This window comes from Streptomyces fildesensis (genome assembly GCF_016107395.1).
GTDB classification, from domain to species: Bacteria; Actinomycetota; Actinomycetes; order Streptomycetales; family Streptomycetaceae; genus Actinacidiphila; species Actinacidiphila fildesensis.
Window position 1 is genome coordinate 299,746 of record NZ_JAAIKO010000004.1, and the last position, 19,993, is coordinate 319,738.

General features: G+C 69.5%; 12 protein-coding genes, 1 tRNA gene and 1 pseudogene. 12 read left to right on the forward strand and 2 right to left on the reverse strand.

Annotated elements, in window-relative coordinates:
* Nucleotides 1-90: 90 nt before the first annotated feature.
* Nucleotides 91-1,157: pseudogene (locus C6N31_RS09275) on the reverse strand (alkene reductase).
* Nucleotides 1,158-1,246: 89 nt separating this feature from the next.
* Here C6N31_RS09275 and C6N31_RS09280 point away from each other — a divergent pair.
* Nucleotides 1,247-1,819, forward strand: a complete 573-nt coding sequence (locus C6N31_RS09280; RefSeq protein ID WP_198357369.1) for a MarR family winged helix-turn-helix transcriptional regulator — start codon at nt 1,247-1,249, stop codon at nt 1,817-1,819.
* Here C6N31_RS09280 and C6N31_RS09285 read toward each other — a convergent pair.
* Nucleotides 1,809-3,161 carry a glycosyltransferase 87 family protein gene (locus tag C6N31_RS09285; RefSeq protein WP_307811308.1) on the reverse strand — a complete coding sequence of 451 codons (1,353 nt, stop codon included), beginning with the start codon at nt 3,159-3,161 and terminating at the stop codon, nt 1,809-1,811. The genes C6N31_RS09280 and C6N31_RS09285 overlap by 11 nt on opposite strands.
* A gap of 209 nt (nt 3,162-3,370) precedes the next feature.
* On the opposite strand from C6N31_RS09285, the gene C6N31_RS09290 reads away from it, so the two are divergent.
* The 11 genes from C6N31_RS09290 (at nt 3,371) to C6N31_RS09340 (ending at nt 19,968) form a co-directional block, all read left to right on the forward strand.
* Nucleotides 3,371-3,443: transfer RNA gene (locus C6N31_RS09290), tRNA-Ala, on the forward strand.
* 547 nt (nt 3,444-3,990) lie between these two features.
* Nucleotides 3,991-5,952, forward strand: coding sequence for a S53 family peptidase (locus C6N31_RS09295; protein WP_198357370.1), 1,962 nt, complete (start codon nt 3,991-3,993; stop codon nt 5,950-5,952).
* A 254-nt stretch (nt 5,953-6,206) separates the two neighbouring features.
* Nucleotides 6,207-9,095, forward strand: a complete 2,889-nt coding sequence (leuS, locus tag C6N31_RS09300) for a leucine--tRNA ligase (protein WP_138353149.1) — start codon at nt 6,207-6,209, stop codon at nt 9,093-9,095.
* 168 nt (nt 9,096-9,263) lie between these two features.
* Entirely contained in the window at nt 9,264-9,875 is a 612-nt protein-coding gene (locus tag C6N31_RS09305; protein ID WP_164293976.1) for a hypothetical protein, read from the forward strand.
* A gap of 114 nt (nt 9,876-9,989) precedes the next feature.
* Nucleotides 9,990-10,835, forward strand: a complete 846-nt coding sequence (locus C6N31_RS09310) for a DegV family protein (RefSeq protein ID WP_138353151.1) — start codon at nt 9,990-9,992, stop codon at nt 10,833-10,835.
* Between the two features lie 335 nt (nt 10,836-11,170).
* Entirely contained in the window at nt 11,171-11,887 is a 717-nt protein-coding gene (locus tag C6N31_RS09315) for a ComEA family DNA-binding protein (RefSeq protein WP_269285038.1), read from the forward strand.
* The gene (locus C6N31_RS09320) at nt 11,884-14,013 is read left to right on the forward strand and encodes a ComEC/Rec2 family competence protein (RefSeq protein ID WP_307811309.1); all 2,130 of its coding nucleotides are present in this window, start codon (nt 11,884-11,886) and stop codon (nt 14,011-14,013) included. Before C6N31_RS09315 ends, C6N31_RS09320 begins: the two co-directional genes overlap by 4 nt.
* 3 nt (nt 14,014-14,016) lie before the next feature.
* Nucleotides 14,017-15,489 (forward strand): site-specific integrase, encoded by a 1,473-nt coding sequence (locus tag C6N31_RS09325; RefSeq protein ID WP_198357371.1) that lies wholly within the window; start codon nt 14,017-14,019, stop codon nt 15,487-15,489.
* Nucleotides 15,489-17,420 (forward strand): hypothetical protein, encoded by a 1,932-nt coding sequence (locus tag C6N31_RS09330; protein ID WP_198357372.1) that lies wholly within the window; start codon nt 15,489-15,491, stop codon nt 17,418-17,420. The genes C6N31_RS09325 and C6N31_RS09330 overlap by 1 nt, the downstream gene beginning before the upstream one ends.
* Nucleotides 17,417-19,528 (forward strand): integrase, encoded by a 2,112-nt coding sequence (locus C6N31_RS09335; protein WP_198357373.1) that lies wholly within the window; start codon nt 17,417-17,419, stop codon nt 19,526-19,528. Before C6N31_RS09330 ends, C6N31_RS09335 begins: the two co-directional genes overlap by 4 nt.
* The gene (locus tag C6N31_RS09340; protein WP_307811310.1) at nt 19,525-19,968 is read left to right on the forward strand and encodes a hypothetical protein; all 444 of its coding nucleotides are present in this window, start codon (nt 19,525-19,527) and stop codon (nt 19,966-19,968) included. Before C6N31_RS09335 ends, C6N31_RS09340 begins: the two co-directional genes overlap by 4 nt.
* The last annotated feature ends 25 nt before the right edge of the window (nt 19,969-19,993 follow it).

Below are 19,993 nucleotides of genomic sequence, written 5' to 3' on the forward strand. Positions count from 1 at the left end.
CGCCCCCGGCCCCGCGCTCCGACCGCCTCGCTGCGAACCGTTCCGCTGCGAACCATTCCGCTCGGAACCGTTCGGCTCCGCCCGCTCCGTTCAGACCAGCGCGGGATAGTCGGTGAAGCCGCGCTCGTCCCCGCCGAAGAACGTGGCGGAGTCGGGGGTGTTGTACGGGCCGCCGGCCGCGAGGCGGCGCGGCAGGTCCGGGTTGGCGAGGAACAGGGCACCGTAGGACACCAGGTCCGCGGTGCCGTCCTCGATGAGGGCGAGCGCGTCGGGACCGGTGGGGCGCCGCTCGGACCAGACGTTGAGAACGAGGGTCCCGGCGTACTGCTTGCGCAGCCGCAGCGTCAGCCCGCGGTCGCCGCCCTCGACCAGGTGCAGATAGGCCAGGCCGAGCGGTTCCAGCGCGCGCACCAGCGCGCTGTAGACGGCCTCCGGCTCGGGCTCGGCGATGTCGTTGTACGGGTTTCCCGGGGAGATCCGCAGACCGGTCCGGTCGGCGCCGATCGCACCGGCCACCGCGCGGGTCACCTCGACGGCGAACCGGATGCGGTCCTCGCCGTCGCCGCCCCACTCGTCGGTGCGGCGGTTGGTGTTGGGGGCCAGGAACTGGTGGACCAGGTAGCCGTTGGCGCCGTGGATCTCGACCCCGTCGAAACCGGCCTCGACCGCGTTGCGGGCGGCGGTCGCGAAGTCGGCGATGGTCCGCCGGATCTCCGCGTCGTCCAGCTCACGCGGCGCGATGAACTCCTTCGGCCCCTCATGGGTGTACACCCGGCCCTCGGCGGCCACCGGAGAGGCGCTGACCGGGACGAGCCCGTCCGGCAGCAGGTCGGGGTGGCCGATCCGGCCGGCGTGCATCAGCTGGGCGAAGATCCGGCCGCCCGCAGCGTGCACGGCGTCGGTCACCGTCCGCCAGGCGGCGATCTGCTCCGCGCTGTGCAGCCCGGGGGTGTCGGGGTAGCCCTGGCCGACGGCGCTGGGCTGGATCCCCTCGGTGATGATCAGCCCGGCCGAGGCGCGCTGGGCGTAGTACTCGGCCATCGCCGGGGTCGGGGTGGCACCGGGACCGTAGCCCGGCTGCGGGTCATCGGGGCCATCGCTATGCGGTTGGGAAGCCGGGTACCGGCGAGGTCGATGGGGTCGAAGGCATTGGGCATGAGGGTCTCCCCAGGAGTTATGTGGTCGGCCAACCAATCAACCGCGCATCGCTCCAGCACATTCCTTGGCCGGCCAACATAATGGGTTCATGACCCCGACGAGCCGCCCTGCTGCCACCGAAGACCCCGCCTGTACGCCGCCGCGGGCCCCCGTCGGCCGTACCGGCATCAGCCACGCGGTGTTCCGCACCGCCCGCGCCCACCGCATGGCCGCCGGCCGGCTGCTGCGCGGCGCCGGCCTCTACGCGGGACAGGAGCTGCTGATGATGCGGCTGTGGGACGCGGGACCCCAGCGGCAGTCCGAGCTGATCAAGCTGCTGGACCTCGACCCGTCGACGGTGACGAGGATGGTCCAGCGCCTCGAACAGTCCGGTCTGGTCACCCGCCGCCCCGACCCCGACGACGGGCGCGCGGTCCTCGTCGAGGCGACCGAGGCCGGCCACACGCTGCGCGCACCCGTCGAGGACGCGTGGCGGCAGCTGGAGGAGATCACCGTCGCGGGGCTGTCGGCGGCCGACCGCCGGGAACTGGCCCGGCTGCTGGCCCGGGTCGAGGACAACCTGCTCCGCCGTGGCATGGACGGGGCGGAAGAGACGGACGGGACGGGCGAGGCGGCTGCGATGGGGACGACTGCCGGGGTAGAGGGTTCGGTCAGCGGTTGACGTAGTCGTACGCGGCCGCCCGCCGCGACGACAGCACGGGTGTGGAGCGCCGTCGGCGCGGATCGTTGCGGAAGGCCTGGAACGCCACCGTGCCGGTCACCGCGAGGAACGCGGCGCCGATCGCTGGATAGACCGCGGACAGCGCCATCTGCCCGCCGCTCTGCCCCAGTTCGAACCGCCCGGCGCCGTGCGGGACCAGCCACAGCATGAACGAGCAGAACAGCAGCCCCACCAGGGCCGCCCCCGCCGCCCACAGCGCGTCCCGGCGGCGCAGCGCCTCGGTGCCGAGCAGGATCACCATCGGCACCCCCCACACCCAGTGGTGCGACCAGGAGATCGGGCTGACCAGCAGCGCGGTCACCGCGCAGGCCAGCGTCGCCCAGGCCACGTTGTAGGGCAGCCGGTCCCCGGCGAGCAGTGCCGCGACCGAGACGGCCAGGCCCGCGCAGCCGACGACGGCGGCCGCCAGCAGCCAGCCGCTGCCCGGGTCGCCGGTGTGGAGGGCGCGGGCGAAGATCCCGCGCAGCGACTGGTTGGCGGTGTCCTCGCCGAAGCCGACCCGGTCCGCCGCGAAGAGCATCTCGGTCCAGAACCGCCGTGAGTCGTGCGGTAGCGCCACCGCTGCCATCGCCACCGTCCCGACGAACGTGATGACGGCCACGGCGGCCCGCCGCAGGTGCGGATTCCAGGGGCTGTGGCCACGGCGCAGCCGCCGCCAGCCCAGCGCCACCCCGGCCACCGCCAGCAGCACCGCGAACAGCGCGGGCGTCAGCTTGATGCCCGCCGCGATCCCGGTCCCGAAGCCGGCCCAGCGATGGCCCGCGCGCCGCGTCAGGTCCCACAGCACCAGCACGGCCAGCAGCAGGTTGATCTGCCCGTACCGCAGGGTCGTCCACACCGGCTCGCACCACACCGCGACGGACGCGACGGCCAGCGTCACCGCCGCGGCCGGCAGCTTGGCCGGCCGCCCGGTCAGCCGCAGCGACAGATGCACCAGCGCCACCAGCAGGCCCAGGTTCGCCACCGTCGCCACCGCGCGCATCCCGCCCACGCCGATCCACGTCAGAGGCATGAACATCAGCGCGGCGAAGGGTGGATAGGTGGTCGGGAGGTTCGCGTACGTGGCCCGCATCTCGTACAGGTCGCCGCCGTTGCGCACGGTCGCGCCCTCGGCCCGGTAGACCATCAGGTCGATCATCGACACATGGGAGGCGCGCTGCGCCATCCAGAAGCCGGCGAAGGAGACCAGGCAGACCGCCGCGGCGAGCAGCGTCGGTCGCCGCAGAATGAACGTCCTGGCCGCAATCATGCGGGTGTCGGCGGTCAGCTGCGTCGCTGTCACAGTGCGCTGCTCCAGGGAGACTGGTGGGGGGCACGGGGCGCCGGTGAACCTGGCACGGAATCCCGACATTACCTGGCTCGGCCTCGGAACAGCAGAGCAACCGTTCCTCCAGGTGAGCCCCCGGCTTCCCGGTAAACGATTTGGCGAAACACCCCCAGGGCCGTGTAATGTATGCCGAGTCGCCGGGGGAACCCGGCGGGGTACACCGCGGGGCTGTAGCTCAGTTGGTAGAGCGCTTGCATGGCATGCAAGAGGTCCGGAGTTCAATTCTCCGTAGCTCCACAATCAGAAGGCCCGATCGCCGAACCGGCGGTCGGGCCTTCTTCTCGTCCGGCCTTCTCCTCGGTCTTCGGGTCTTCGCGTCTTCGGGTCGCAGCGCCGGCGCCGGACAGCGGCGGACCGCCCTGGCCGGCCGCCGGTCACCGCCGCTGCCGCGGTGAGCCGGGCGCGGTGCGCCCCGAGCGCGTGACCCCGGCCGAGCCCGCAGCCGCGGTCGTCCTCCGGCGGCCGGCTTCCGGCAACTCCGGCCACGCCGTTGCCGCCGCTGCTAACGTCGATCCGACCGGGTGCCGGATTCCCCGTCAGCACCCGCCGATCGGACCGCGGTTCCGGTCGGCCCGGCCACGGTTCCCACCGGCCGGGCAGCGGCTTCCGCCCCTCGTGACCGGCTCGTGCCGCTTACCGTTCGCTGGCGTTTCTTTGGCCTGCTCTTGGCAATTGCATGCCCCTGACATGAGCTTTTCGGCGAAAGAGTGGCGCTCTGCGGTACGAGCCGTACGCATAGCGGCGACACCGTAATCGGCGTCAACTCGCTTCGCATGGGGGTTTCATGAGATTTGAGCGCAAAAGAACGCGTGCCGGGCTGGCGGTGGCCGCAGCGCTGCCGCTGATGGCCGGCGCGCTCGCGCTGGGCACACCTGCCGCGCAGGCTGACCAACCGCACGACAGGCAGCTGCTCAGTGGCACCAAGCCGCTGTGGGCAACCGCCAATGCGGACAAGGGCGACACGGCGGACGCCAGCGGCGTTACCGCCCGTGTCTACCTGGCGGGCCGGGACGCGAAGGGCCTCACGGCCTATGCGACCGCGGTTTCCGACCCGAAGTCGGCTTCCTACGGCAAGTATCTGACCGCGGCGCAGACACAGGCGCGGTTCGGTGCGACGAAGGACCAGATAGCCCAGGTCACCGCCTGGCTGAAGTCCTCGGGCCTCAAGGTGACCGGTACCACCCAGCACTACATCACCGTGAGCGGTGACGTGGCGGCCGCGGAGAAGGCGTTCGGCACCCAGCTGCACAACTTCGCCAAGGACGGCAAGACTTACCACGCCCCGGCGACGACGGCGTCCGCGCCGGCGGCGCTGAACGGCGCGGTGCTCACGGTCGTCGGCCTGGACAACGCTCCCAAGATCGCCAAGCACGACGAGGCGCTGCCGCCTCCCGGCGCGGTGTTCAAGAACGCCGGGCCGTTCTCGAGCTACTTCGGCTCGAACACCAACAAGAAGCTCCCGTCCGCCTACGGCACCAAGGCGCCGTACGCGATCAAGGGCTACACCGGCAAGGACCTGCGCGCCGCCTACGGTGCGAAGAGCTACACCGGTAAGAACGTCACGGTCGCGATCACGGACGCGTACGCCTCGCCGTACATCGTCCAGGACGCGAAGAAGTACGCCAAGAACAACGGTGACCAGGCGTACCGCAAGGGCCAGCTCTCCCAGGTGCTGCCCGCCGACTACAACTCGACCGAGGCCTGCGACGCGGGTGGCTGGTACGGCGAGGAGACGCTCGACGTCGAGGCCGTGCACGCCGTGGCCCCGGACGCCGACATCGTCTACGTGGGTGGCGCGTCCTGCCAGGACAACGACCTGCTCGACGCCCTGAACAAGATCGTCGACGGCCGGCTGGCCGACATCGTCTCCAACTCGTGGGGCGACGTCGAGGCCAATGAGACCCCGGACGTGGCCGCGGCCTACGACCAGACCTTCCTGCAGGGTGCTGTCGAGGGCATCGGCTTCTACTTCTCCTCCGGTGACTCCGGCGACAACGTCGCCAAGACCGGCAAGAAGCAGGTCGACACCCCCGGAAACTCCCCCTGGGCCACCTCGGTCGGCGGCACCTCGCTGAACGTCGGCAAGGGTGAGAAGTACCAGTGGGAGACCGGATGGGGCACCGAGAAGGCTGTGCTGTCGGCTGACGGCAACAGCTGGACGGGCTTCCCCGGCGCCTACACCTCAGGCGCGGGCGGCGGCACCAGCAACCTGTACGCGCAGCCGTTCTACCAGCGCAACGTCGTCCCGGACTCGCTCGCCCTCGCCAACGGCGGCGGCGTGAAGCAGCGCGTCGAGCCGGACATCTCGGCGGTCGCCGACCCGAACACCGGCTTCCTCGTCGGTCAGACCCAGTCCCTCGCGGACGGTTCGCTGGCGTACAGCGAGTACCGGATCGGCGGCACCTCGCTCGCCGCCCCGGTGATCGCCGGCGTCCAGGCGCTCGTGCAGCAGGCGCGGCACGGGGTCCCGGTCGGCTTCGCCAACCCGCTGATCTACGACCGGTACGCCACGTCGGCCTACCACGACGTCACGGACCACCCGCTGGGCCAGGGCCGTGACCAGGCGGTCGTCCGCGTTGACTTCGTCAACGGTGTCGACGCGGCGGACGGCACGATCACGTCCCTGCGCAGCCTCGGCAAGGACGCGTCGCTGCACGCCACGGTCGGCTTCGACGACGTCACCGGCGTCGGTACCCCTGGTGCCGACTACGTGACCTCGTACCTGCCGAAGAAGAACCACCGCTGACCTCACGGTCGGCGCACGGGCTGAGCTCCTGAGCCAGTGCACGGGCCCGCACCGGGGCATTCCCGGTGCGGGCCCCTCGCGCGCTGCGGTAACCTGACCCCATGCGTGCCGTACGCCTTCTGCTTAGCAAGCCGCACTGACGACGAACCGAGTCAGTGCGGCGGCCCCTCCTGTGCGAGGGGTTTTTTCGTTTCCGCAGGCAGGCAGCAGACGCGGCGTACGCCCGTCATGATCACGATGGAGCTTCGAGGACGATGAGCGAGACCACCGCCGCCACTGAGGCAGCCGAGCCGCACCGTACTGTGCCGACCTTCAAGTACACCGCTCAGCTGGCCGCCGACATCGAGGCCCGCTGGCAGGACTTCTGGGAGGAGTCCGGTACCTACGAGGCGCCGAACCCCAGCGGTGACCTGGCGGGGGATGCCGAGCTGGCCGCCAAGCCCAAGAAATTCATCATGGACATGTTCCCGTACCCCTCGGGCTCGGGACTGCACGTCGGCCACCCGCTGGGCTACATCGCCACCGATGTGTACGCCCGCCACCAGCGGATGACCGGCCACAACGTGCTGCACACCCTGGGCTTCGACTCCTTCGGGCTGCCCGCCGAGCAGCACGCGGTCGCCACCGGGACGCACCCGCGGGCCTCCACCGAGGACGCCATCGAGAACATGCGGCGCCAGCTGCGCCGGCTGGGCCTGGGCCACGACATGCGCCGGTCGGTCGAGACGATCGACCCGGCGTACTACAAGTGGACCCAGTGGATCTTCCTGCAGATCTTCAACTCCTGGTACGACGAGGAGGCGGGCCGGGCCCGTCCGATCGACACCCTGGTCGCACAGTTCGCCTCCGGCGCCCGCCCGACCCCGGACGGCCGCGCCTGGGACGCGCTGAGCGCCATCGAGCGCTCCGACCTGCTGGGCGAGTACCGGCTGGCGTACGCGTCCGAGTCGCGCGTCAACTGGTGCCCGGGGCTGGGCACCGTTCTGGCGAACGAGGAGGTCACCGCGGACGGCCGCTCCGAGCGCGGCAACTTCCCGGTCTTCAAGTCCAAGCTGCGCCAGTGGAACATGCGCATCACGGCCTACGCGGACCGGCTGATCGACGACCTGGAGCCGCTGGACTGGCCCGAGGCCATCAAGCTGCAGCAGCGCAACTGGATCGGCCGCTCCGAGGGCGCCCGGGTGGACTTCGCCGTCGGCGACGAGAAGATCACCGTCTTCACGACCCGCCAGGACACGCTGTTCGGCGCCACCTACATGGTGCTGGCGCCCGAGCACGAACTGGTCGAGACAGTCGTCCCGGCCGCCTGGCCCGAGGGCACCCACGACGTGTGGACCGGCGGGCACGCCACCCCGGGCGAGGCCGTGGCCGCGTACCGCAAGATGGCCGCCGCCAAGTCCGACGTCGAGCGGCAGGCCGACGCCAAGGAGAAGACCGGCGTCTTCACCGGCGCCTACGCCGTGAACCCGGTCAGCGGGGACCAGGTCCCGGTCTTCATCGCCGACTACGTGCTGATGGGCTACGGCACCGGCGCGATCATGGCCGTCCCGGCGCACGACAGCCGCGACTTCGCCTTCGCCCGCGCCTTCGAGCTGCCGATGCGCTGTGTCGTCCAGCCCTCCGACGGCCGCGGCACCGACCCGGCGGCGTGGGACGACGCCTTCGCCTCGTACGAGGCGAAGCTGGTCAACTCCGCCAACGACGAGTTCTCCCTGGACGGCCTGGGTGTCGTCGACGCCAAGGCGAGGATCACCGAGTGGCTGTCCGGGCACGGCATCGGTGAGGCCACCGTCAACTTCCGGCTGCGCGACTGGCTGTTCAGCCGACAGCGCTACTGGGGCGAGCCCTTCCCGATCGTCTACGACGAGGCCGGCGTGGCGCACTCGCTGCCCGAGTCGATGCTGCCGCTGGAGCTGCCGGAGGTCGACGACTACTCGCCGCGCACCTTCGACCCGGACGACGCGGACACCCGCCCGGAGACCCCGCTGTCCCGCAACGCGGACTGGGTGAACGTCGACCTGGACCTGGGTGACGGCAACGGGACCCGGCGCTACCGCCGCGAGACCAACACCATGCCCAACTGGGCCGGCTCGTGCTGGTACGAGCTGCGCTACCTGGACCCGAACAACAGCGAGCGGCTGGTCGACCCCGCGATCGAGCAGTACTGGATGGGCCCGCGCGAGGGCCAGCCGCACGGCGGCGTCGACCTGTACGTCGGCGGCGCCGAGCACGCCGTGCTGCACCTGCTGTACGCGCGCTTCTGGTCCAAGGTGCTGTTCGACCTGGGGCACATCTCGTCCTCCGAGCCGTTCCACAAGCTGTACAACCAGGGCATGATCCAGGCGTTCGTGTACCGCGACAGCCGCGGCTTCCCGGTGCCGGCCGCCGAGGTCGAGGAGCGCGACGGGGCCTACTTCCACCAGGGCGAGCCCGTCAGCCGCGTACTGGGCAAGATGGGCAAGTCCCTGAAGAACGCCGTCACCCCGGACGAGATCTGCGCCGAGTACGGCGCGGACACCCTGCGCCTGTACGAGATGGCGATGGGCCCGCTGGACGTCTCGCGCCCCTGGGACACCCGCGCGGTGGTCGGCCAGTACCGGCTGCTGCAGCGGCTGTGGCGCAATGTCGTCGACGAGGAGACCGGTGCGGTCACCGTGTCCGACGCCGAGCCCGACGAGGCGACGCTGCGCGCGCTGCACAAGGCGATCGACGGCGTCGGCCAGGACATGGCGGGCCTGCGCTTCAACACCGCCATCGCCAAGGTCACCGAGCTGAACAACTTCCTGACCAAGGCGGGCGGCGCCGTGCCGCGTGCCATCGCCGAGCCGCTGGTGCTGCTGGTCGCCCCGCTGGCCCCGCACATCGCCGAGGAGCTGTGGCGCAGGCTGGGCCACGACGACTCGCTGGTCCACGCAGCGTTCCCGGTCGCGGACCCGGCGCTGGTCCAGGACGAGGCCGTGATCTGCGTCGTTCAGATCAAGGGCAAGGTCAAGGCCCGTCTGGAGGTGCCGCCGACGATCTCGGACGCGGACCTGGAGGCGCTGGCGCTGGCCGACGCGGGCGTGGTCGCGGCGCTGGGCGGGGCCGCGGTGCGCAAGGTGATCGTGCGGGCGCCGAAGCTGGTCAACATCGTCACCGGCTGACGCTACGGAGTGCGCAGAACCCCTGGTATCCGGCGGTGCGCCGGGTACCAGGGGTTTCCCTTACGGGCGGATTGGGGGTTCGTACGGAGCCACCGATCCGCCCGGTGCGTTTACCGTTGACGGTGGGCCCACCCGGCTGCCCGCGCCCGTTCGACCGGAGGAGCACCCGTGGATATCGCCGTCGTTGTGCTGCTGCTGCTCTTCGCGTCGTTCGTGGCGGTGGGCGTCGTCGCCACCGTACGGACCGTGCGGGCGGTGAAGCGCGGCGTGGAGCGCGGCAGCGCGCAGGCCCGCCGGGTCGTCGAGGACACCGCGCTCAAGGCCCGCCGCTACACGCTGATGGGGGCGGCGGGGGAGCTGGCGCAACTCCGGCTGGACCTGCGGACCTCCATCGACAGCACCTACCGGGCGCTGGAGGCCGGCTCGGCCGAGGACGCCTCGCTCTCCGAGGCGTCCGCCCTGCTCGCCCGGCTCAACGATCACGCGCGGGTGCTGGACACCGAGCTGAAGGTGCTGGAGCGCGAGCCGGACAAGGCGCGGATCGCCGACCGGCTGCCGTCCCTGGCCGAGCGCACCGAGCGGATCACCCACTCCGCCGACGCGCTGCGCTGGGCCGCCCAGGACCGGGCCCGGCAGTTCGCCGACGACGATCTGACCGCGCTGGCGCAGCAGATCGACATCGAGGCCGGAGCGCTGCGCCACTGGGCGCCGAGCACGCTGCCGACCGGCGGCCCCACGGGCGGCCCCGCCGGCGATCCCAAGCACATCAGCCGATCTTGACCCGGGCCGCACAAGCACATCAGCCGATCTTGACCCGGGCCGCACAAGCACATCAGCCGATCTTGACCCGGGCCGCACTGTCGCCACGCCCGGGCCCCGGGTAACCTCCCGCACATGTCCCCGCATGTCGCTATCGTCACGGATTCCACGGCCTACCTCTCGCAGGAGGCACTGGCCCGGCACGGCATCACCGTCGTTCCGCTGACCGTGGTGATCGGCGACGAGGCGTTCGAAGAGGGCACGGAGATCTCCGCCCCGGCGGTTGCCAGAGCCCTGCAGCGCAGACGTCCGGTGACCACCTCGCGACCCGGCCCGGCGGAGTTCGCCGCGTGCTACCGGGCCGCGGCGGGGGCGGGGGCGGACCACATCGTCTCGCTGCATCTGTCCGCCGAGTTCTCCGGGACCCATGACGCGGCGCTGGTCGCCGCGCGCGACTCGCCCGTTCCGGTACGGGTCGTCGACACCGGAATGGTCGCGATGGCGCTCGGTTTCACGGTTCTGGCGGCGGCCGAGACCGCCGGTTCCGGGGGCACGGCCGACGAGGTCGTGGCCGCCGCCGAGAAGCGCGCGGCGGACACCTTGGCATACTTCTACGTCGACACCCTGGACTATCTGCGGCGCGGCGGCCGGATCGGTGCCGCGCAGGCGCTGTTCGGGTCGGCGCTGGCGGTCAAGCCGATCCTGCAGCTGGTGGACGGCAGGATCGAGCTGCTGGAGAAGGTCCGTACGGCCTCCCGGGCGATCACGCGGCTGGAGGAGATCGTCGTCGAGCGGGCCGGCAGCCGGCGGGTGGCCGTCGCGGTCCACCACCTGGCCGCCGCCGACCGTGCGGCGGCGCTGGCCGAACGGCTGCGGGAGCGAGTGCCGGGGCTGGACGAGCTGGTGGTGAGCGAGGTGGGCGCGGTGATCGGCGCGCACGCGGGGCCGGGGCTGCTCGGAGCGGTGATTTCACCTCATTGAGTGAGCGAGTTGTCCACAACTCGTGGGTTATCCACAGGATTTGGCAGTGATCATCTTCGTTCGGTGATTCCGCTTAGTTTCGCGGCATGGGAACCACAGCGCTCACCACGATCAGCCGCCGCCGCAGTCACCTCCAGGGCAATCGGGGCGTTCAGCACCTCCAGGGGACGGTGGGGGAGCGCGCCGCCGCGCTCTTCGACCCACCGGACCCGCGCCCGGACCCTCGCCCGGATCCGCCACCGTCACCGCCCGCTGGCTCCAGTCCTTCTACTGCTCCTTCTGCGGCTTCTTCGGCCGCGCCGTCGACCTTGGCGTCGGGGTCGGTGCCTGAGGGCATGGCGCGGTTCCGGGCGACTCCTGCCGAGCGGTTACGAGCCTTCCGCGGCTGGCTGTATGTGCGCTGCGGCCTGGAGTTCAGGACCGCCGCTGCCCTGCTGGTCGTCCTGGCCGTCGCCGTCGGCTTCGCTGTGCAGCACTTCTGGACCGGGCGCCCGCGGACGGTCTCCGCTCCGGCGCGCGTCGACGGACCGTCGCCCGGAGCGTCCCTGTTCCCGATGCGGGGGCCGAGCGCCGCGCCCGGCTCCGGGCCGGCCGGGTCCGTGCCGAACGTGCCGGCCGCCGTGGGGGCGGCGAAGACGGTCCTGACGGTGGACGTCGCGGGCAAGGCCCGCCGTCCCGGGCTGCTCAGGCTGCCCGCCGGGTCGCGGGTGGCCGATGCTCTCGCGGCGGCCGGCGGGGCGCTCCCGGGGACGGACACCAGCGCGCTGAACCTCGCCCGGGTGCTCGCCGACGGTGAGCAGGTCGTCGTCGGCGGGCCGCCCGCACCCGCCGCCCCCGGACCGGGAGGCGGTGCGCCGGCCGGTCCTGTGAGCCTCAACTCCGCGACCAGCGCCCAGTTGGAGACCCTGCCGGGCGTCGGACCGGTCCTGGCACGGCACATCCTCGACTACCGAGCCCAGCACGGCGGCTTCGCCTCCGTCGACCAGCTGCGCAATGTGACCGGCATCGGTGACCGGCGCTTCTCCGACCTCAAGCCCCTGGTCCAGCCGTGACCCGTCCCAGGGCGGGCCCCGACGCGGCGGCGGGGCGCCGGGCGGATACGGGCGCCGTGGCGCGCTCGGCCGTGCACGCGTCGGCGGTATCACCGCTCGGCGCGTCCAACCCGCACCAGGAGGGCCCTGCGGACCTGCGGCTCGTGCCGCCGGCCCTCGCCGCCTGGCTCGCGTCGGCGCTCGCGCTGGGGATGCCGGGAGAGATGGCGGCCTGGTGTGCGGTGGTCACCGCCGTACTGGGGGTGGCGCTGCTGGTGGCCCGGTGGGGGCGGCCCGCCGGGCTGGCGGTGGCCACCGCCACCGCGCTGCTGTGCGCTTCCGCGGCGACGGCCGTCGCCGCGCTGCATGCGGCGGACGGTCATCGCGGGCCGCTGCCGGCGCTGGCCGCCGAACATGCCCACGCTGTCGTCGAGTTGAGGATCACCGGCGATCCGCGGCCTGCCCTCCCGCACGTCCGGGGCGCGGCCCGCGCCCCGGACGCCGTGATCGTCGCGGCGGAGGCCGTCCGTGTCACCGCGCACGGGGTGACCACGAAGGTCCGCACGCCGGTCCTGGTCATCGCCGAAGCGGGCGCACCGCGCAAGCCGGCACCGGGACAGCGGCCGGGGCCACGAACGGGACCGGGCTCGCGCCCGGCCGGGTCGGGTCCCGCGGAGGGCCGGGTGTCCGCGTCGTCCGCCGATCCGTGGCTCGGACTGCTGCCGTCCACCCGGGTCACTGTGGCGGCACGGATCGCACCGTCGGTCCTGCCCGGCGAGCGGAGCGCCGCCGTGCTGTCGGTGCGCGGGCCGCCGCACATCAGTGGCCCGCCCACCGCGACGCAGCGTTTCGCGGGGCGGCTCAGGGCGGGGCTGCGCGCGGCGACGGACGGGCTGCCGCCCGATGCGCGGGCGCTGCTCCCCGGGCTCGTCGACGGGGACACCGCACGGCTCACTCCGGAACTGCGCGAGGCGTTCCGGACCACGGATCTGACCCATCTGACGGCGGTCTCCGGTTCGAATCTGACCATCGTCCTGCTGCTGCTCATCGGGCCGCCCGGCCTCGCCATCCGCGCGGAGCGACGTGGGCTCGCCCCGCGGATCGGGATCCCGCTGCGCACGACCGCCGTGCTCGGCGGGCTGCTCACCGTCGGGTTCGTCATCGTCTGCCGTCCCGATCCGAGTGTGCTGCGGGCCGCCGCCTGCGGGCTGATCACGCTGCTGGCGATCGGCACCGGCCGCCGCCGCGCCCTGCTGCCGGCGCTGGCCGCGGCGGTGCTCCTCCTCGTCCTCTACGACCCCTGGCTCGCCCGCTCCCACGGATTCCTGCTCTCCGTGCTGGCCACCGGCGCGCTGCTGACGATCTCCCCGCGGTGGAGCGCGGCCCTGCGCCGCCGCGGGATGCCGCCGGGACCGGCCGAGGCGCTGGGCGCGGCGGGCGCCGCGCAGGCGGTCTGCGCCCCGGTGATCGTGGTGCTCGCCGGGCAGGTGAGCCTGGTCGCGATCCCGTGCAATCTGCTCGCGGAACTGGCGGTGGGGCCGGCCACGGTGCTCGGGTTCGGGGCGCTGGCCGCCGCGCCGTTCGCGATGCCGGCCGCCGAGTGGCTGGCCTGGCTGGCCGGGTGGCCCACCGGCTGGATCGCGGCCGTCGCCCGGCGGGGCGCGGCACTGCCCGGTGCCGGGATCGGCTGGCCCGGCGGATGGGGCGGGGGCCTGCTGCTCGCCGTGCTCACCGTGGCGGTGGTGACGACGGGCCGCCGGCTGCTGGCCCGCCCATGGCTGTGCGCGGCGGTCGCGCTCCTGCTGCTGCTCGCCGTGCTGCGGCCCGTACCGCTCCCGCGCGTCATCACGGGCTGGCCGCCGCCCGGCTGGCGGCTCGCCATGTGCGATGTGGGCCAGGGGGATGCCCTGGTGCTGTCCGGGACGGACGGCTCGGCCGTCGTCATCGACGCCGGGCCGGAGCCGGCCCTCGTCGACCGGTGTCTGCGGTCGCTCGGGGTGACCTCGATCGCGCTGCTGATCCTGACCCACTTCTTCTTAGGGCAGTTCATCGATGTCTCACGAGAACGTGTCTCTAGTCCTCGAAGCTCCTCCCGTGGCGATGAAGTTCTGATATCTCTCTTGTCAGCACTGTCTCGGAAGGAGTGAAGGATGGATTTGTTCTTTGTGAACTCCGGTAACGCCAAAAGGTACTTGGAAAGTTTAGTAATCTCCGGCGACGACGTCGCTAGGCTGCTGGATGACCGAGCAATCGCAGATGGGACGCCGATCTTCCTAGATGGCGAGACGATGATGCCGGTGGAGCCGATGTCCTCGTGGGGCCGGACACTTGCCTACGCTGCCCTGAAGCCAGGCACACGGAGGGAGTATGGGCGGATCGTCGCGCGGCTTTCGGACTACCAGGAAAAGCGTGGCCGTAACCTAGTGACGGCTACAGAGTCGGACATCCAAGCCTTCAAAAGAGTCCGCACCGAGTTACAAAAGCGGCCGCTGGGGGACTCGGCCTGGGGCAAGGAGTGCCAGCTGTTGGACCGGTTCTATGGCCACTTGGTTCGCGTAGGAGCGCGTGAGCATTTGCCGGTGCGGATGGGGGCGATGGGGCGCAACCCCATGGCGCCTCGGATCCGGCAGAGGATGAACATTCGTCACCTCGCCCTCGATCAGTACCGCTACTTACGGGACGTGGGTCTGGGTGGTCAGCAGCCGGATTCGGCAGTGGACCTGTCCTTCCGAGGCTGGGCGCCGCATCGAAATCGCGGAGGCGCAGACCTGGCGTTGGGAACAGGGATGCGGTGGCAGGAGTGGGCGACGGTGCTGCTACCGGAGCTGGGAATCGGGGTAGGGTACGCCGTCGACGACGTCGTGTTTACGGTTCAGGCCTGCGCAAAGTACGGCAAGGCTCGCAAAATCTATGTACCTTCAGACTCGATGAGCGGACTAGAACCGTATCTGCTGCTAGAGCGGCCCGAGCAATCGGCGACTTCGGCGAGGCGCCTGGAACGCCGGCACCGGGACCTATTCGTCGTCTCGCGGGTTGATCACGATTCGGGTCTGGTCTACGGCCTACTAGACGGCATGGACCGGGTATTTTCGATGTCCGGAATGGAGCCGTGGCTGCGCCGAATCGCCGTGCGTGAGACGGAGGTTGGATTGGAGGCTATGGCTGTTTTCATCTGCCATAGCGGGTTGATGCCAGGGGCGGATTCCTGGAAGCGCTACCGGCACGGTGCTTGGCGACGGATGGTTGCCTGGGCGAATGAGAGCACTCCTGTGCTGCCGCGCCAGCGGTGGCGCTGGCACGATCTTCGCCATACCTTTGCGCTGCAGCTGTTGAGTTATTTGGAGCGGCAGATGGACGGCGAGGAACCAGACGCATTGGCCCGCCGCCGGCGCCACCGGTCCTACCTATCCAGCCACATGCGTCTGAACCCTCTCCTGATCGTCAGTCGCAGACTTGGGCACTCCAGCCCAGCTACCACGTTCGAGTACCTCGAGTACGCCGACGACTCCCTGAACCAGTTTGATGACGCCTTTCGCGGCTGGGTCGGAGAGGTAGGCCATGAGGCTACCTATGCCCAGATCGCCTCGCACGCCTTTGGGCTGGACAAGAAGGAGTCCGTCTGATGCCGCGGCGTGGAGAATTTTCTCGGGACTTCCCCGAGGACTCCCAGCAGTCGGCCATCGAGGTCAGCCGGATCGGCGAGCGGATAGTGCGCGCCTCGACAGCTACCCGCCGCAACCTCACCAACCGGATCCTCCCGGGTAACTACCAGTGCGCCCAGCTGGCGGCCGAACTCGCTGATGAGTGGGTCGAGTATGTGACGGCCGCGGGACTGTCGGCGGGCACCGTGCAGAGCTACCAGCAGGCGATCAAACGCCTGTGCGCCTCAGCGGACGCGATGCTGGGCTCTGCCGCGCCTAATGCCTCCCTAGGCAGGGATCATCCGGACCTTGCGCGAGTGGTGGCGGCCTGGGAACGCACCCTGCCCTCCGAATTCGCCACCGGATCGACGCGCCCATCCATTCTGTCAGGGGCAATCCGGGTCCTGGTGCGTCGGCGAGTAGAGCATCCGCAAAGGCCAGTGACTGAGCGGGTGACAGCTATGGCCCGGGCCGGCAGCGGAGTGCCGATAGGGGAGACTACCGAGCTGGACGAGTTCTCTCGAAAGGACAAACAGGCCTTGGTCCGCGGTGCCTGGAATGCGGTAGTCGCTTTAGAGAAGCGGCTGGCCGCAGGGTGGGAGCGCGCCAGTCAGGGCCAGCATCCGGACTGCGGGTCCTGGATGTCGATCGATGACCTGTTGTGGGGGCTGGCCCACAACGCAATCCTTCCAGTCGACATCCACCACAATCTGCCATCGCCCTCAAAGTGGCCGGATGAACTGCGCCAATGCGTCATGAGATCGGACGGCACCATCCAGTCGAGGGCGGTTAAGCAAGTTCTGGACCGCTGGTTAGCCGCTCAGTTGTGGCCGAATGCGCTAGACCTACATGCCTTCCGCATCCTGCTGGTGGATGCCACCGGCCACGCCCCCGAGGAAGTCAGCTCGCTCTGTGAGGACGATGTGGAGTTCCTGCCCGGCGGGGTCCGTCTCACACTTGTCAAGAAGCGTGCGAGGCGTCGCTACTACCGCGCCTTTAAGGACGCGTCGTTGGAAATGGCCGACGTGGTGGAAACCGAAGACTTTCAGGACGAGCCCCGGCGCGAAGTCGGATCCATCGTCCGCCGACTCTTGACCGTTACCGAACGGGCACGCCTCAAGGCCGCTGAACCGGATAGAAAACTGTTCGTCCGCGCAGCCGTGGACGTCGATCTGACGCTCAAGTTCTGCGAGTGGAACCCGGAGGCCCCGCTGTCTCGATTCTCTGCCTGGTTGCGGCAAAATAACATCGCTGTCACCGGGAAGCAGGAGATCAGGCGCCTGCGCAAGTCGGTCAAAGTGGAAAAATCGGTGACCTTCCGCGGACGAATCCATGATATCGCCGACGACCATCATGAGGAGACCTACAAGGGACACTACGCCCAGGGAACGACCTTGCGGGTGATCTCTGCGGAGGTGATCAACACCTCACAGGAGCACTGGTTCAACAAGGCGGTGGACGGCCCCACCGTATTCACCACGCAGGTCGTCGCCTCAGTGGACGAACTTGCCCAGCTGCAGACTTTGGGGCTGAGCGAGCAGGAGGCCAGCGATCTAATCCAGGGCGAGCTCGACATGGGTGTCACGCATTGCAAAAACCCGTACGACAGCCCGTTCAGCCCGCGCGGAGAGTTGTGCGCCGTCGCTCCCCTGCGCTGTTTGGAGTGCTGCAACGCCTGGGTGATGCCCAGCCAGTTGCCGCAGCTGTTGTTGTTCCGAGATCACCTTGAGCGGGTGCGCCAGCGCCTGCACCCCCAGCGATTCACAGCCGTGTGGGGTCAGTCTTATGCCAATTTGCGGGCGACGCTGGAGGACCGCTCCGAAGAAGAGATTACGGTCGCCCGCAAACACATCGAGGAGGGCAGTATCACCCTTGATCTGCCCCTATCTGCACACGTGGAGTTCGACGCATGACCACCCCCATCACCCGCCCTCTGGCCGTGTCAATTTTCGGTGACAACGAACCGGTCATTCAGAGTCACGCGACGCTGCACGAAGCACGACAGAACGCCGTGGAGGTCCCAAGGTTCGGCGACGCAGGGCTCTGGAACTTCAACGGTGTCGTCCGGCGCAACGCCAACATTCCCGCGTGCGGATGGAAGATCACATTCCATAAGGGTCTTGAAATGCCCGAATGGAACCTAACAGTCCGCGAGTTGGCCATGATCATGGCCAATCCACGTCACGAAGCGGTGATCGATGCCGGAGTGCATCTCCTGCCTGGCCCGCTTGATCCGTCCACAATCATTAGTGATATGTCACGGATGCGAGGGATCATCAAATGGGCGGGCAAGAACGGCCTGCCCGCGCAGCTCGGGGCCTGGCGGGGTACCGATCTGACGAGATGTGTGGAGTCGCTGTCGGATCGGATGAGCCCGGGCACCCTGATGGGCTACGTGCTAGTCCTGCGACGGCTCCATGAGTACGGTCCCGCACTCAACTGCGGTGGCCCGTCGATGGATCCGTGGCGCGGCAAGAGTGCCCGAAACGTGGCTCAGTACGTCGCCACAGGGGAGGTCGCCACTCCCGCGATCGCGCCCGGAGTTTGGTTCCCGCTGGTCCGCGCCGCCTGGATCTACGTGCACACGTTCGCCCCCGACGTGCTGCGCGCCCAGCGCCACTATGAGGAACTCCGCGGCCGGGCAGTGAAGGTTGAGCGCAGCGCTGTAGATGCCGTCCTGGATGCCTGGCTCGCTGATCCCGGCAGTCGTATCCCCGTACACAGGCACCTGCCGGCGGGGAGCCTACGGGACTGTCGGCTAGAGGGAGTGAACTGGAACCTGCTGTCGCTGTTTCTCGGAATCGAGCGCGAGGGATCAGTCTTCACTGCGCAGTCTGAAGCGAGCCGGTTACGCCGCGAGAGGGTGATGGGGGCGCTGGAGTCTGGGCATCCGACGACGACAGGAATCATCCATGACCTGGTGGAGGTCACCCGGCCGGACGGCACGAAGGGGCCCTGGCATCCAGGCCTAGACCCCCGGACTTTGGTCACCATGTTGTCCAAGATCAGGGACGCGGCGTTCTGCCTGGTGGGGGCGTTGTCAATGATGCGAGACAGTGAGATTCATGAGATCCGGCGCGGAGCGGTCGTCGAGCACTACAACGCTCCCGCGATCGCGTCCACGCTCGACAAGCAGCGGCCGGGACGGCCGGGCAAGCACTGGTGGATCACTGACCCCCTTGCCGAGGCGATCACCGTCGCCGAAAGTGTTTCAATCCACGAGGAACGAGTCTTCGCACCTTTGAGCAGGCCTGATCTCACCGAGGCAGCGCACGGCGACCAGATGATCGATTCGTTCATTGGCGAGGTGAACGAGGGCCGGGACTGGTCCGGACTCGAGGAAATCCCGGAAGGGAAAGTGCGTCCCCACATGTTTCGCCGAACCATGGCCATGCTCACTGACCAATTCCCCGGCTCCGAAATCGCCCTTGGCATTCAGCTCAAGCACGTGGCCGCGCGCGCGCTGGCCAACCGCTCCACCCTCGGCTACGCCGCCGCCGACACCCAGTGGTCTGGGCTCCTGCAGTCTGCCGTTGACGCGGCCCGCTTTCGTCGGTTCAAGGAGCTTTTCGGTCTGCACAGGGACGGCAAGAAGATTGGTTACGGCCCCGGCGCGGATCGGGTCAAGGATGTCTTTGACGAGATCATCGCCACGGTGAGAGCCAAAGGTGGCGACGCTCGAACCGAGGAGGACCTGTTGCGCAAGGCCCGGATCACCATCCGGTTCGGGATGCTCAACAACTGCCTGTTCGACGAGTCCAATCCGACTGGCGCGCTCTGCCTGGAGAACACCATCATCCCTGAGGGTCACACTGGCCCGCTCGACCATCGCTGCCGCCCCGACCGCTGCCGCAACAGCCTGATTGGCGTCGAGCATGTTGCCCTCCATGACTCCCATCGGCGAACTCAACTCAAGCTTCTGGAGACGCGCCGTCTGCCCGCGCCCCGCACTGCCCTTATCCGCCGCGAGATTGACCGGGTCGACGCTGTGCTCGCCCTGGTCCGCGAGGAGAACTCGTGACTGGCCCGGCTGACCGCACCTTGACCAACGACGGCGTCACTGCCCAGACTGCCCAGGCTCTGCGGAGCGCGATGCAACGGCTCTTCGCGGGCAAGCCCCTCCACACCAACGGATGTCTGACCAAACAGAACCTCTGGCAGGAGGCCCAAGTCAGCCGAGCCACGATGAACCGGGCCCGCACCATCCTTGCCGAGTGGGACGCGCACCTCGCCAAGCACGGCAAGGTTGCCTCCCTGGAACCCAACCGGGACGAGGAGATCCGCAAACTCCGCAAAAAGCTCGCCGATAAGACCCAGGAGTGCACGACACTCCAGCGTCGTCTGTGTGCCGCTGCGACTGCCATCGCCGCGCTTCACCACGACAACACACTGCTCAGACAGGAACTCGGCGCATCCGGCGGTACCGTCGTACCGCTGCACGGGCCCCGCGGGCCGGCTTAGTGAGAGCACCGTCTGTCGAGTTGAC